Annotated in this window: 13 protein-coding genes and 1 pseudogene; 3 read left to right on the forward strand and 11 right to left on the reverse strand. The window is 40.3% G+C overall.

All coding sequences use genetic code 11. The features are described from left to right. Positions 1 to 91: 91 nt before the first annotated feature. From CCK98_RS20890 to CCK98_RS20920, 7 genes are all read right to left on the reverse strand, one after another. Positions 92 to 427, reverse strand: coding sequence for a cupin domain-containing protein (locus CCK98_RS20890; RefSeq protein ID WP_088088343.1), 336 nt, complete (start codon positions 425 to 427; stop codon positions 92 to 94). Then, positions 428 to 2,182 carry a hydantoinase B/oxoprolinase family protein gene (locus CCK98_RS20895; RefSeq protein WP_088088344.1) on the reverse strand — a complete coding sequence of 585 codons (1,755 nt, stop codon included), beginning with the start codon at positions 2,180 to 2,182 and terminating at the stop codon, positions 428 to 430. Positions 2,183 to 2,186: 4 nt separating this feature from the next. Further along, positions 2,187 to 4,229, reverse strand: a complete 2,043-nt coding sequence (locus CCK98_RS20900) for a hydantoinase/oxoprolinase family protein (RefSeq protein WP_088088345.1) — start codon at positions 4,227 to 4,229, stop codon at positions 2,187 to 2,189. Between the two features lie 48 nt (positions 4,230 to 4,277). Next, complete coding sequence (locus CCK98_RS20905; RefSeq protein ID WP_088088346.1) at positions 4,278 to 4,823, reverse strand: helix-turn-helix domain-containing protein; 546 nt, start codon at positions 4,821 to 4,823, stop codon at positions 4,278 to 4,280. 201 nt (positions 4,824 to 5,024) lie between these two features. Next, entirely contained in the window at positions 5,025 to 5,939 is a 915-nt protein-coding gene (locus CCK98_RS20910; protein ID WP_088088347.1) for a proline dehydrogenase family protein, read from the reverse strand. Between the two features lie 35 nt (positions 5,940 to 5,974). Then, positions 5,975 to 7,546, reverse strand: a complete 1,572-nt coding sequence (gene pruA / locus CCK98_RS20915; protein WP_088088348.1) for an L-glutamate gamma-semialdehyde dehydrogenase — start codon at positions 7,544 to 7,546, stop codon at positions 5,975 to 5,977. An 80-nt stretch (positions 7,547 to 7,626) separates the two neighbouring features. Continuing rightward, a complete protein-coding gene (locus tag CCK98_RS20920) occupies positions 7,627 to 8,604 on the reverse strand; it encodes an ornithine cyclodeaminase family protein (protein WP_088088349.1) in 978 nt (325 codons plus the stop codon). Positions 8,605 to 8,862: 258 nt separating this feature from the next. Between CCK98_RS20920 and CCK98_RS20925 the strand changes: the two genes are divergently transcribed. The 3 genes and pseudogenes from CCK98_RS20925 to CCK98_RS20930 all read left to right on the forward strand — a co-directional run bounded on the left by CCK98_RS20925 (position 8,863) and on the right by CCK98_RS20930 (position 10,946). Continuing rightward, the gene (locus CCK98_RS20925) at positions 8,863 to 10,245 is read left to right on the forward strand and encodes a sigma-54-dependent Fis family transcriptional regulator (protein WP_088088350.1); all 1,383 of its coding nucleotides are present in this window, start codon (positions 8,863 to 8,865) and stop codon (positions 10,243 to 10,245) included. A 381-nt stretch (positions 10,246 to 10,626) separates the two neighbouring features. After that, a pseudogene (locus CCK98_RS36470) lies at positions 10,627 to 10,737 on the forward strand (hypothetical protein); the annotation flags it as partial. A 38-nt stretch (positions 10,738 to 10,775) separates the two neighbouring features. Then, on the forward strand, positions 10,776 to 10,946 hold the full coding sequence (locus CCK98_RS20930) for a transposase (protein ID WP_373408543.1): 171 nt from the start codon (positions 10,776 to 10,778) through the stop codon (positions 10,944 to 10,946). A gap of 295 nt (positions 10,947 to 11,241) precedes the next feature. Here CCK98_RS20930 and CCK98_RS20935 read toward each other — a convergent pair whose 3' ends face one another. The 4 genes from CCK98_RS20935 to CCK98_RS20945 form a co-directional block, all read right to left on the reverse strand. Beyond that, positions 11,242 to 11,826: a dipeptidase gene (locus CCK98_RS20935; protein ID WP_306298993.1), complete on the reverse strand. Its 585-nt coding sequence runs from the start codon at positions 11,824 to 11,826 to the stop codon at positions 11,242 to 11,244. After that, a complete protein-coding gene (locus CCK98_RS36475) occupies positions 11,709 to 11,984 on the reverse strand; it encodes a hypothetical protein (protein ID WP_256942425.1) in 276 nt (91 codons plus the stop codon). Before CCK98_RS36475 ends, CCK98_RS20935 begins: the two co-directional genes overlap by 118 nt. A gap of 211 nt (positions 11,985 to 12,195) precedes the next feature. After that, positions 12,196 to 13,776, reverse strand: coding sequence for a hydantoinase/oxoprolinase N-terminal domain-containing protein (locus CCK98_RS20940; protein WP_088088352.1), 1,581 nt, complete (start codon positions 13,774 to 13,776; stop codon positions 12,196 to 12,198). Then, a complete protein-coding gene (locus CCK98_RS20945) occupies positions 13,776 to 14,870 on the reverse strand; it encodes a DUF917 domain-containing protein (protein WP_088088353.1) in 1,095 nt (364 codons plus the stop codon). Before CCK98_RS20945 ends, CCK98_RS20940 begins: the two co-directional genes overlap by 1 nt. Between the last annotated feature and the right edge of the window lie 27 nt (positions 14,871 to 14,897).

Below are 14,897 nucleotides of genomic sequence, written 5' to 3' on the forward strand. Positions count from 1 at the left end.
AAGCCCTGCTTTTTTATAAAAAATGCAAGGCTTTCTATCTGCAAATACTCATCGAGTGTGAATGTTATTATATATTCTTATGAAATAATGGTTATCTGTTAACCAGTACCCAAACAAGTTCGCAATCTTCTTGTCCGTCGTTATAGGCCCAGTGTTCTTCGCCATGGGGAATAAAGGTGGCTTGTCCCGCCGAAACTCGGTATTCTTTTCCACCACTCATGGTTAAAATGGAGCCTTTTAAAAAAATAGCGTATTCATCTTGCTCATGTGAACCCGTTCCTCGGAGTGGAATCCGGGCACCTGCTGGAACGGAAACCGTGCCGATCGAAGCACGGGCCCCTTCAATTATGGATTCATCAAATAGTGTTTTCATTGTTATTCCCGGGCGGTCTTCCTTAGCCACATCCTCTAATGTAATTACATTCATTTATTTCGCCTCCTTTGCTAGACGTTCTAGAGATAGTTCTTTTACTTCTATAGTTGATGCATCAAGGATTACCCCATAATCATTTTTTGCTTGCTCGACAGTGATATACTCATTTTTCACGTCGCTAACCACCTTCTCAACCGGTCGTTTCAGCGGGTCACCGTATCCGCCACCCGATGCTGTTACAAGGCGGGCAACATCATTTTTATTTAACGGATATTGATTATACTTACCATATGGTCCGTCGACTTCACCGTTCGCTTTTACAATCTCAAAATAATTATTAGAACCATCTTTTCCTTCTTCTGCTCCCCATACATCATATTTATGGCGACCAAAGGATGCGGTAAAGACCTGATTATCTGTTAAAGCACGGTAAGAACGGATAACACCCTGACCACCGCGAAATTCACCTGCACCAGCTCCATCAGTAGATAGGCTATACTCATCAACTAAAACACCATTTCTTGTTTCGCACACTTCTACGGGGATATTGAAGGTTTCCCCATCCAGGATACAGAATTGACCGGAAGCTCCATCCGCGCCTTCTGCTCCTCCCCATCCACCAACAGATGGTTCAACAATCAAGAAACGCTCATCCGTATCTTGATGTTTACCTGAAAGAATCGCTACACACACTGATAAGAAATGGCCTGCAGATAAACGTTCAGGTACAACCGGGGCTAACGCTTTCCAAATTAAGTCTGTTCCAAATAACATCGACTCCCAATACATCGAAACAGGGGCTGGGCGCATCGCATTAAAGATCGAGCCTTTATCGGTAATAACATGAAGCGGGCGGAATGATCCATCATTTACATCTTGAGAAGGATTGGTTACGGCAAGATATACAGTGCGGACAGCAGAAACTAAACCCGTATAAGTAGTATTGATTGAACCAGTCACTTGCGGATGGCTGCCACGGAAGTCACAAATAAACTGATCATCGGTAATCGACACCTTCACCTGTACTCGGAATGGACCTTCTTCAATACCATCATCATCGATATAATCGACTGCTTCATACGTACCCTTCGGTATTTCTTTTAAAGCTTTAAGTGCTAATTGTTCACCATGCTCTAAAAGATAATTAATAGAGTTAAGCACAGTATCTTTTTTATACTTATCACACAATTCTTGGACTCGTCGTTCACCTGTTTTCAGTGCAGCTACCTGAGCCCACATATCCCCTAATGAAAGATCTGGAAAGCGGACATTTGCAGCTATAATATCCACTACAGCCTGATTCAATTTCCCTTCGTCAAATAATTTTATACAAGGAAATTGCAGGCCTTCTTGATAGATCTCTGTTGAATCGGTAGACATAGATCCAGCGTCTTTTCCTCCAACCTCTGTCCAGTGCGCTTTGTTCGCGGAAAAAGCGATTAACTCTCCTTGATAAAAGATCGGCATAACCAATCCAACATCACATAAATGGGAGCCGCCCCCGCCATATGGATCATTAATCAAAATGATGTCCCCCGGTTTTAAATCACCTGGTTTATTGTATCTTTCAACTGTTTCGCGAACCATGAAAGAAAGCATCCCAATAAAGCCAGTTACTCCGTTCCCTTGTGTTAGCAATTGGCCCTTAGAATCCATAAGACCGCTCGCATAGTCTAAAACTTCATATATAATCGGACTCATTGAAGTACGCGCTAAGGCATAAAACATTTCTTCGCCAATCGCAACTAATGAATCTTTAACAATATCTAATGTAAATGGATCTACTTTTGGTGCAACTGTATTTGCCATCGTCTTATACCCCCGTCTCAATGATTAAATTGCCATAAACGTCAACAGTGACCGATTGCCCAGGGTAAACAACTGTTGATGCAGATGACTCTTCCACAATGGCAGGCCCTTCAATAGCCGCATCTGGTGTTAGCTGTGCTCTGTCATATACCTTTGTTTCAATCCATCCATGCTCTTCATATAATACTGGTCTTACTTCTTTTAATGCACTTTCTAAAGATGCGCCGGTATTTTCCAGTTTAGCCAATTCAGGCTTCTTAACTGAACCAAGAGCTATTAAGTGCAGGTTAACAATTTCAGTTGGCGACTCTTCCAACTTAAATGTATATAATTGCTCATGTGTTTCATGGAACTTATGAATCACTTGCTGCATTGTTTCTTTAGTTATTTCTCCGTTAGGAACTGGAACTTTCACGGTATGCTCTTGACCGACATAGCGTAAGTCTACAAAACGAGTGAACAGAACGTTTTCCTTTTTTACACCTTCTTGATCATACTGAGAAATAGCGTCTGTTTCCTGTTTTGCCAGGGTCCCATTAAGCTCTCCATAATCAATGCCTTCAACTCGACGAATAAAGGTTTGGATGTAGTCATGACGCAAATCTGTCATTAGCATTCCCCAAGCTGAGAACACAGAAGTTGCTACTGGCACAATAACCTTTCGTACCCCAAGCTCTTTTGCAAGTGCCGGAGCATGCATAGAACCTCCCCCGCCAAATGCTACTAAAGCGAAATCACGTGGATCATAGCCTTTTCTCACCGAAATAAGTTTTAGTGCATTAAGCATATTGGAATTGGCAATTCGGATTATTCCAAGAGCTGCTTCGTCAACCGATGTATCAAAATGGTTAGCAATTTTTTTTTGTATCGCGTTTCTTACGCTTTCCATATCGACAGCGTTATCGAAGTTTTTCGGTGAAAGCCGTCCAACCACAAGATTCGCATCAGTAGTAGTAGGTTCTGTTCCGCCTTTACCATATGCGATAGGTCCTGGCAAGGCTCCTGCTGATTGCGGACCAACCCTTAAAGATCCACCAGCATCAATCCAGGCAATTGAACCGCCACCGTTACCGATTTCAACTATATCGACCACTGGAACTTTAATTGGATAACCCGCAGTACGGTCTGTACGTTCAATATTATACTCAGTTGTTACCTTTACTTCGCCGCCGTCGATCAGAGAACATTTCGCAGTTGTTCCACCAATGTCAAAGGCAATGATATTTTCTTCACCAAGGATTTTTCCTAAGATAGCTGATCCATAAATTCCTGCAACTGGTCCTGACTCTACCATATTGATTGGTGTTTGCTTTGATTGCTCAAATGTAGTCGTACCGCCATTTGATTGCATAATATATTTGTTAGATTTATTGCCAACTTTATTTAATTCATTTTCAAGACGATCGACATAAGAAGAAGCAATAGGTTTAACATATGAGTTTAATACCGTTGTACTAGTGCGCTCATATTCCCTCCACTCTCTTGTTACCTCGTGGGAAGCAGTAACCGCAACATCAGGCCATAATTCATTGATAAGCTCTACTGTTTCTTTTTCATGTAATGGATTGCTATATGCATGCAGGTAAGAAACAGCAATCGCTTCCACATTTTCTTTCTTAAAGTAATGAACAATTTCTTCTATTTGTCCTTTATTTAAAGCTTGGATTACTTCCCCTTTGTAGTTCAAACGTTCTTCTACTTCTTGTCGTAAATAACGCGGAACAAAAGGAGTAGGTTTTTGATATTGGATATTGAAGAGATCAGGACGATTTCCACGTGCTATCTCTAACACATCACGAAATCCCTTAGTTGTAATTAATCCTGTCTTCACACCTTTTCGTTCAGTTAACGCATTAATAATGACAGTGGTTCCATGAATAAAAGTCTCCAACTGTTCTGTATTGATACCGCTTACACGAATAACATCCAAAACTCCTTTTTCAAAATTCGGGGGAGTTGTATGACTTTTAGCAACCCCAATTTTCCCTTGTTGATCAACAAAAACTAAATCAGTAAATGTTCCGCCAATGTCTGTTGCTACTCTCATGATTTAACCACCCATCTTAATAAATAATTTTTATATAGAGCAAGCCATTTAAAAAATGACTGGCGTTACAAAACAAAAGACCTTTGCATCATGATCAAGTGGATTCGTAATGGAATGCGGGATAGTCGATGGAAAGTGAATGGTATCACCTGGTTTTAAGATGTATTCCTTTCCTTCCACAGTTACGATCATAGCGCCCTCAAGAATGTAATAGAACTCTTCACCTGGATGGGTCACAATTTTTTCTTTAGGCTCACCAGGAGGAAAAGTCACTAACAAAGGTTCCACTGCTCTTCCTGGAAACTCCCCCCCGAGCCGGGTATAGATCGCCCCTGCCCCCTCAATTCTAAATGGTTTTTGTTCTTCTACTGTTACTTTATAATTTTTATTGGCAAAATCTTCGAAAAAATCAGTTATAGGAACATCGAATGCATCCGCTAATTTTTTCAATGATGTAATAGCTATTGAAGATGCAGCACGTTCAACTTGAGATAAAAAACTGATTGAAAGGCCTGTTTTCTCACTTAAATCCTTAAGTGTGAGTTTTTTTTCAAGCCGTAACTCTCTGATTTTCTTTGATACTTCTTCTTCCATTTTAAGACCCCCAAACGAGTAAAACATTTAAAATATATCGTAATTATTTAAGTAATACTGTATTTAATTTCATAATACCATATTATTTTTTAAATTAACAGTATTTTTAAAAATTTTCGGAAGAAAATAAACAACCTGTATCTTTGAAAAACGATTCAAAGAATACAGGTTGATAATTACTGGATGGTGCTGGCACCTACCTTATTTAGAAAACAATCCTTTTAGGGCAAATGCTACGTTTTGCGGTCTTTCTGCCAATCGACGCATGAAGTAACCAAACCAGTCGTCACCAAATGGAATGTATACACGCATTTTGTATTCCTCTTTTACTAAACTGAGCTGCATTTCTGTTCTAAAACCATACAGCATTTGAAATTCAAATTGATCATTTGAAATATTATTCTTTTTCGCAAATTCTTTTACTTTAGCAATTATATTATGGTCATGGGTAGCAATTGCTGTATAGGTGCCGCTCAACAAATGCTCTTTGATTATCCTCATGTAATTTCCATCAATCTCGTTTTTATCCTGAATTGCAACTTCTGGAGATTCCTTATAAGCACCCTTTACGAGACGGAGAGGAATTCCTTTTAAATCTGTCACATCCTGCTCGGCTCGATTTAAATAAGCTTGTATCACGGTTCCCACATTATCAAAGTCTTCGCGAAGTTCTCTTAGAATGTCTAATGTAACCTGGCAATGTGCATGATCTTCCATATCGATTCTGACAAAATTCTTCGTTTTTTTAGCTGTTTCTAGTATTCTACGCATGTTATCCAGGCAAAATTCTTTATCAATATCCAATCCAAGCTGGGTCATTTTAACTGATAGATTGCTATTTACCCCAGCCCTGAAGATTGCTTCTAATGTTCTTACATTGTATTCCGTAGCTTCTATAGCTTCCTCTCTGCTCGAAACAAATTCTCCTAAATGGTCGAGAGTACAGACTAACCCTTTTTCATTTAGTTTTTTAACAGTGTCAATGGCGCTCTTGATGGTAACCCCCGCGACCACTTGAGAAGCACCAAACCGTAATCCCCATTTTTTTGCTGCTTTATTTAATGATTTGTTTTGTGAAGCGTGAAGAAAAATATTTTTCGAAACTTCTGCGATCATTTCCTAACCTCCCAAGATTTTGGTTAACGACTTTTTTAAATCAAACGTTCGCTTATTGTTTTCGCTTGCATATGCAAAATGAGATAGTCAGGGCCTCCAGCTTTTGAGTCCGTTCCCGACATGTTAAATCCGCCGAATGGCTGGTATCCAACGATCGCTCCTGTGCATCCGCGATTGAAGTAAAGATTTCCAACATTGAATTCCTGTTTTGCACGCTCGATGTGTTCCCTATTGTTTGAAAGCAATGCACCTGTTAATCCGTAATCGGTGTTATTCGCAATTTTCATCATATGATCAAAGTCACGTGCCTTACAGAAAGCTAGAACAGGGCCAAAAATTTCTTCCTGCATTAATCGTGCATTTTCGTCCACATCAGCGAAAATCGTAGGCTCTATGAAGTAACCTTTAGAATCGTCAGTATTGCCACCTGTCACCAGGACGCCCTCTTCTCTGCCAATTTCAATATACTTAGAAATCTTTTTGTATGAATTAGCGTCAATAACTGGCCCCATATAAGTGCCGACGTCTTCGGGGCTGCCAAGCTTTAATGTTTTAGTTAATGCCACTGCTTTTTCAAGTACTTCATCATATACATCCTGGTGTACCACTGCACGAGAACCAGCTGAACATTTTTGTCCTGAAAACCCAAATGCAGAATATACGATTGAAGATGCTGCAAGATCCAAATCTGCATCTTTATCAACGACTACTGTATCCTTTCCACCCATTTCTGCAATCACACGCTTTAACCAAATTTGACCAGGATGTACCTTAGCTGCACGTTCATAAATGCGGCAGCCTACTTCACGGGAGCCAGTAAATGATACAAAGCGAGTTTTCGGATGATCAACAAGATAATCTCCTACTTCCGCACCACTTCCTGGAATATAATTAAGAACTCCCTCTGGCAGCCCAGCTTCTTCCATTACTTCAACGAACTTCGCGGCAACAACTGGTGTATTGTTAGAAGGTTTTAATAGAATCGTGTTTCCGGCTACTATAGCTGCAGCTGCTGTTCCTGCCATGATTGCTAAAGGGAAGTTAAACGGTGAAATAATGATTCCAACTCCTAGAGGAATATAATTGTAACTATTTACTTCTCCTTCACTGCTTTTTACTTGGGCACCGTCTTTTAATTCCACCATTTGGCGGGCATAGTATTCAAGAAAATCAATTGCTTCTGCTGTATCGGCATCTGCTTCTCTCCATGGCTTTCCAGCCTCTTTTACAAGGTAGCTTGAGAATTCATGTTTGCGTTTGCGAATAATAGAGGCTGCACGGAAAAGAATTTCTGCACGATTTTCTGCATCCTCCTTTTTCCATGATTCGAATGAAGTCAATGCAGCTTGCATCGCGTTTTCAGCTAATTTTTGGTCTGCTTTAGATACTCTTCCAATGACTTCTTCTTTTTTAGCTGGGTTAATGGAGACGATTTTCGCTTCAGTAGTAATGCGTTTTCCTCCGATAATAAGCGGATATTCTTTCTCAAGCTGTGAGTTAACAAAAGATAATGCCGCTTCAAATTCTTTTTTGTTTTCCTCTACTGAAAAATCTGTAAATTGTTCGTGTTTGTAATCTTTAACCTTGCTTAATTCTGTTGTGTTCATGATTTTCTCTCCTTTTATTAAATAGTATATTTGTATTTTGAAAGATATTAATATTATGTTTCTTCTGCACAAAAGCCTGTTTACAACTGAATGTTGGTTCCAGCATTATGCTTTAAAGCTTTTTCATATAAATATTGCGCTACTACTAAATCCACAACGGCAAGTCCGACAGATTTAAAAACAGTTTTTTCCTCAACGCTTTCTCTACCTTTTCGTTCACCACTAACAATTTCACCAAGCTCTGCATAAATATTGCTTTTGTGAAACAGACCTTCTTGAATCGGTATTTGCAAATCACCTGTTTCTTCTAGTGCAGCATGCCTCGATTCCACAACGACTTTCTCGGCCGTAGAAAAAACGTGAGATGGCAATTCCTGCATAGCTGGGCGAAATGAACCGACGGCATTAATATGAACACCAGGCTTTATCAAATCTGTAAAAACCGGTGATAGAGAGTTCGTAGCCGTTACAATAATATCCGCTTCATGTACAACCTGATTTGAATCCGTACCCACTTGTACATCCACGCTAAATTTTTGATCAATGTATTTAGCAAACTCTTTTGCTTTTCTTGGCGTCCGGTTATAAAGGGAGACTTTTTTTATGTCTCGAACAGCTAGGATGGCTTCTAGTAAACCAGTTGCTTGTTCCCCTGTCCCGATTATGCTTACTATTTTAGAATCAGGACGAGATAAATATTTAGTTGCAACACCAGTAAGTGCTCCAGTTCGTATCATTGTTAAATAAGAGCCTTCCAATAAAGCGAGCGGTTCACCTGTTTCAAAATCAAATAGAATAACTACTCCATTTATCGTTTTCTTACCTAATTTTTTATTACCTGGGACTACGTTTACTAGTTTTACTCCCACGCTCCTAAGCTCTTCTGCAACTGAGGGCATCACTAAAGCGGTATTTTGAGAATTACCGAATGGCAGAGCCGAACGAATGGGAGTAATTGTCCGGGAGGCCGAAAATTCACTTAGTGCCACTGCAGCATGTTCTATAACCTCATTCATATCTATTAAATTTCTTTGTTCATTAGCATTTATAACTAACATTCATCTACCTCCTATCCCTCTTAATATATTTAACCTTCGTCTGTTTTAAAATATTTTCAAGGTTTCAATAGTTGCTTACTGTATTTTATTGCAAGAACTGTGCCAAAACAAAAAAAAGCGAAGTTTGTCAATTTTCAGCAAACTTTGTTTACAACTTAACTTAAACAATGTATATTTTTATCAACAATACTGTATACAAAGTGTATATTTTTTAAACACTTTTTTAAAATTTAATCAATCAAATCTTCGAGGTGGTATATGAAAAAAAACGATTCTTTTGCCCTTGATACCCTTCATACGTTGTTGTCTTCATTAGAAGAAGCCATTTCTGTCATAAACACAGATGGAGAAATGGTATTCTGGAACGAAGCAGCTGAAAAAACGTACCATATAAAAAAAGAAGAGATTATCGGAAGGAATATTCGCAATTTTTTTGAACAAGAGGATATTATGAATTTGAAGGTTCTCGAAACCCAGCAGTCCATCCGAGATATGTATCACATTCCTCGGCCTGACAAGCATGTCTTAATAAGCGCGAGCCCTATTTACAATCAAAACAAAGAACTTATTGGCAGTATGTCAGTGGAAAAAGATATTTCCGCCACAATAAAATTACATGAACAATTAACCTCTACTTCTAAAGAGTTACAGCAGCTAAAACAACAAATCACTCAAAATCATCTAGATGATCCATTTAATAAGATAAAAGGAAAAAATGCCTCAATTCAACAGATTATTCATGACACAAAAAAAGTAGCAAAGACAGGCGCAACGATTTTGATTAGCGGAGAAAGTGGTGTTGGGAAAGAACTTTTTGCCCAAGCCATACATGAAGAAAGCTCACGAAGCGAAAAACCATTTATTCCGATTAATTGCGGGGCGATTCCTAATGCCCTGTTTGAAAGTGAGCTCTTTGGTTATGAAGCAGGTGCCTATACAGGTGCTTCAAAAGGAGGAAAACCGGGGAAACTAGAATTAGCAGAGGGAGGAACTCTATTTTTAGATGAAGTAGGAGAACTTCCACTGGATATGCAGGTCAAACTTTTGAGGGCTTTACAAGAAAAAGAAATCTATCGCATAGGTGGACAAACTCCGATAAAAGTTAATGTTAGGATTATTGCCGCCACCAATCGTATTCTAGAAAATATGGTTTCAGATGGAACATTTCGTTCTGATTTATTTTATCGGCTAAATGTATTCTCTGCTCAGATCCCTCCACTACGAGAAAGAAAAGATGACATTCCTTTTTTACTTTATGATTTTTTAAAAGAACTTTCTATCAAATATAACAAAGCAGTACCTGCAATTAATCGGGAGACAGTCCATCGATTGACCGAGTATCATTGGCCAGGTAATATACGAGAGCTGCGTAATTTAGTAGAGAGATTAGTTGTACTTCACGAACGCAGTGAAATTTTTGAAAATGACATTGACCAGCTCCTACCGCAAGCAAAGCGAACTATTGATACTACAGTGCGATCATTATTTCATGAAAAAGAAAGATTAGAAAAAGAAAGAATCCTTCAAACACTTCAAACGACATATGGGAACAAAAGTATAACAGCAAAAGAATTAGGTATAACACGGGCTACTCTTTATAAAAAAATGAAGAAATATGGGATCATATCATATTTAAGGTAAATAGTTATTTGGCAATTCAAATAACGGCAACATTTGAACAGTTAATTGATCGGCTTGATATTGAAAATTTCTTATTAGATATACCCGTTTTCTATGTCATACGGTTCTCCTTTTAATAATTTCGTATCCTTTTTGCCATCACCTGTGCCATCCATTTGCTTACTGGTTATAGTGATGAATTTGTTTGTTTCCTCAAGAGCATATACAGCAGTGAAAGCGGATAATGACATGAAAAAGAAAGCACAAAAGCAAATTCATATTTTTTTTCATATTGTTCCCTACAGCATAATCATACTGATAGGTTTCCCACTATCATTCCATTACAAATCGAGAATCCTATACTTTGTGGATAGATTGAATATCTTAGAGGAGGTAAATCGCATGAAGTACATAAAATCACAAATGAAACAGCTGGTCAAAGATAAAAAAGTATTGCAATGGCGCTTAAAAGAGTTGGAGGAAGAACGCACCCTAGAGAAGAACTTTGCTCTTATAAAGCGAAAACTTTAATTGATTTTGCAAAGAAACGGATCCAACCAGGCTCAATAATTAGTAGTGATGCATATCATTCCTACCGAGCGCTTGATGGAGCTGGTTTTAATCACGAGTATCAAGTCTATGATGCCAAAGAAAGTCCAGACCATTTACACTGGTTACATACCGTTCTTTCGAACGCAAAGGCGTTTGTTGGTGGCACATAGTGCCACTAAACGGCTGAACCATTCACCTTTGAATTTCCTTCGATTAAATCGATAACAAAATTCATCTAGATAGGATTGAAAATGCTTGGAGTCAAGCCCGTGGCATTAAAAATTTTTAAAGTTTTAGGACTGAATAAAGACGAGACAAAAAATAAAACTCTGTCACTATACTAGTGCTACGGTTTTACTAAATTATAGAGAAGATTTTAACACTGTCGTCCCTTCGGTGTCTAACTGTCCGCATTCGGTTCAAGCGTAATCGCCACGGTATCCCAATTTACCCCTTTTAATTGACTCAGTTAATATACAACACCGCATTGACTCCAATCACACCGCCTTTTGATGCAATAGCTTTCATCTGCTCATCGGTTAAATTACGCATCGTATTCGAAAGAACCCGTGAGTTCGAGTGTGATGCAATGATCGGCTTTTTTGACATTTCGATCACATCCCAAAATCCTTCATCATTCAAATGGGAAACATCAATCATCATTCCAAGCTTTTCGGCCTCTTCAATTACCTTCACTCCAAAGTGGGTTATTCCACCCTTTGTCCCTTGGTCTATCGGACTGAAATGGCTGCCATATCCCACCGCGTTACTTCTGCTCCAAACCAAGCCAAGGTTTCGGACACCCAATTCATAGAACACTCTTAATAAGCTTAAATCAGTTCCAATTGGTTCCGCTCCTTCAAGGGATAATAAGAAACCAATTTTCCCTGATTGCTGTGCCAGAATCATATCGTCTCTATTTTTGCAAATCATCAATTTATCCGGGGACTCCTGTACTTCTTCGTACAATGCACTAACCTGATTGAGCGCTTTTCGCAGACCCATCTCGGGTAAAAATCCGCTGTCGATAAAAATGGCCGCGATAATGATAATGACCCCGCCTTCATTAAACGCGGCCAGTAATCTGTTTCAATCACCTTCCTTCTGCCTTTTTCCCTTTGGATACCCACATCCATTAAAAGATCAAAGTGGGTATCAATGATTAATGTTTTATTTTTGATTTCCTCTATGTATGTTTCTATCCTCATATTCTTTTCCTCCAATATTTGATAATACAGTATTAGAAAAAGCTCTAGATTGGACTAGAGCTTTTTTATATTATCGATAACTGTCTAGCTCCAGCGCCCAGCCCCTCGAGGTCAAATAACCTCCTCCCAAAAAGTCAAAGAGCGACTTTCCGGGTAGAGATGATTTGTCGGGGCTTAACAGGGCACTTGCGCTTTTCTTATCCAGTTCGTACTACACCAGTTCATTCATTTCAACTTGTGCTAAATCACCTGCTGCTTTAACACGGATACGGGTCGCGTTTCCTGGCATGTAGGCAAGCGGAACATCCTCTATATCGACAATGACCAGGCTATCGGGATCTGCACCAGCATTAATCGCTTCTGACATCGCTTTTTCCTTGGCATGCTCCAGCGCCTTTTCCCGGCTGATTTCTGCTAGGGCATACACCTTTTCAATTTGTCCGCTAACCTGGGCGATCGCCGCCCCGATGGCATTTGCCACTCCTGAATGGTGAGGGCGAATGACCTCTGAAGCTCCTTTTAATTCTTCTGGCAGCAAAATGCTGCCGCCGCCAACGAGAATGACCGGTACAGGTGTTGAGCTGGTTTTCATTTTATCAATCGCTTCTTCGACGAGTTCTACCATTTTATCATAGACTCGATTTAATAATTCCTTATCAAGATGGGCCACTTTTAAAGGATCACCAAGATCGACTTTTCCAAGGGCTACTGCAACATCCGTTGTAGTTAAAGTGTCTCCTCCAAAAATCAGGCTTTTTTCCGGCAGGCGGTACCCGACACTGTCTGGTCCAACCGTGAATTCGCCATTGTCCTGGATGCGAATGATTGTTCCTCCCCCAAGGCCGATGGAAATAAGGTCGGGCATCCGGAAGTTGGTCCGCGCTCCGCCTATCTCTACTGCCAATGAGGATTCCCTTGGGAACGATTGAACGAGTACGCCAATATCAGAAGTTGTTCCGCCAACGTCCACCACAATCGCATCGGAGAAATCAGTTAAATAAGATGCTCCTCGCAAAGAATTCGTTGGTCCGCAGGCAATCGTAAAAATGGGGTATTTAACCGCATATTCTACCGACATTAATGTTCCATCGTTTTGTCCGAAGAAGACTCTCGCCTCAATCCCTTCGTTCTTCAGTGCATTGATGAATCCGTCCGCTGCAGTTTTAGCGACCTTGACAACAGCAGCATTGAGGATCGTCGCATTTTCTCTTTCCAGCAATCCTACCGAGCCGATCTCTGATGATAAAGAAACAGATACGTCGTCCCCAAGTACTTCTTTCAGTATTTCACTTGCCCTCTGTTCATGTTTTTGCGATACAGGAGAAAAGACTGAAGTGATGGCGATAGAATCCACTTCCCCTTTGATTTCTTCGGCTATTTGATATAAATGCTCTTCATCTAAAGAGACAATCTCCCGCCCATCGAATTCATGCCCTCCCCGAATAAGATATACATACTTTCCAAGTGCCACGCGGAGGTCGTCCGGTACACCAATCAGTGGTTTGACGGCCAATGTAGCCGGGGCACCAATGCGAATCGCTGCAATTTTATTCAATCTTTTCCTCTCAACGATGGCGTTTGTGCAATGGGTGGTCCCTAGCATTGCATATTTGATTTGTTCACGAGGAACATTCGCATCGTTGATTATTTTTTTCATGGCTGTATAAATGCCTGTTGCTACATCTTCAGTGGTCGGTGATTTTGTTTCCGAAATCACCTTATTGTTCTGATCCAATAGGACCGCGTCTGTATGGGTTCCACCTACGTCAATTCCAATACGATATACGCCCATTATTTTGTCACTCCTTTTTTCGCAAGTTCTTCTACAGGAATATAATCAACATCGTAGCCAAAGTATTTAGGACCAACTACTTCAATGCCCTTTTCCGTTCTCCACTTTGGATGGCAAGGCATTCCAATTACGACGCATCTAGCGCCATATCTGATGCCTTCTGTCGTGATTGGAAGGCCAGTTTCCGCGTCAAGCACAGCAATTAAATCCGGTGTGACGCAAAGGAGGCGCTGCTCGGTCTGAGCAAGCAAATGCTCATTCTGAAAACGGACCTCGAGCGTTTCACCCTTATATTCATTGATTCCCTCGAATGTCGCGACTCCTCTTGCAAAACCGGTTTCAGTTTTCCGGTTAATATCACTGACTTTGCCCCGGAACAATTCAAACCCTTCTGCCTTTTTGAGAACTTCTTTGATCGGGTCTGCATTGTTTTGCTTTGCAAGCCTGATGGCTTTGCCGATTTCTTCTTCCAGCTTTAAGATATTGCTAATTCCGCTTTCCTTTACAATCTTGCCTGTCATAGGATAGATGGCAATCATGGCTGAACCGCCCATTTCAATTGTAGCTGCGCGGGCAATCCTCTCTGTCCAAACATTATTGATTGTTGACAGCAATGAGGTGTTCCCTTTTTCATCAGCAAGGACCATAGGTGTAGCGGCGACACCATCCAAATAGAAAGTGACCATTTGCAATTCCGGGAACGCTCTGCCCATTCCATCTACATCGACAACAGGTAAACCTAATTTTGCGGCAAGGGCCAATGGAAGCATTGAATTGAGTCCACCCGCCTCAATTGGCATCGTTGCGAAGATCTTTTTTCCTAAATAGGCTTCAAGGTTTTTGAAAGCAGCTGCTGCTTCCTCACCGCTTGGGGCTTTTTCAAGCATGACAGTCGGTGCTCCCATCATCGCAGAAGGCACAACTAAAGCGTCATCTGGCACTTCATCCACATCTAACAAGGTGATTTCCCCGTATTCTTCAATCGCCTGCAATGCCATTAACTTGCCGATGTATGGGTCTCCTCCGCCGCCAGTACCAAGTAAGGCCGCGCCAACCGCGATATCTTCGATTTCCTGTTTGCCCAATTTTCTCATTATTTAAAAACCTCCAATAATACGTAA

Source organism: Bacillus sp. OV166 (assembly GCF_900177675.1).
In the GTDB taxonomy this organism is placed as follows: Bacteria; Bacillota; Bacilli; order Bacillales; family Cytobacillaceae; genus Neobacillus.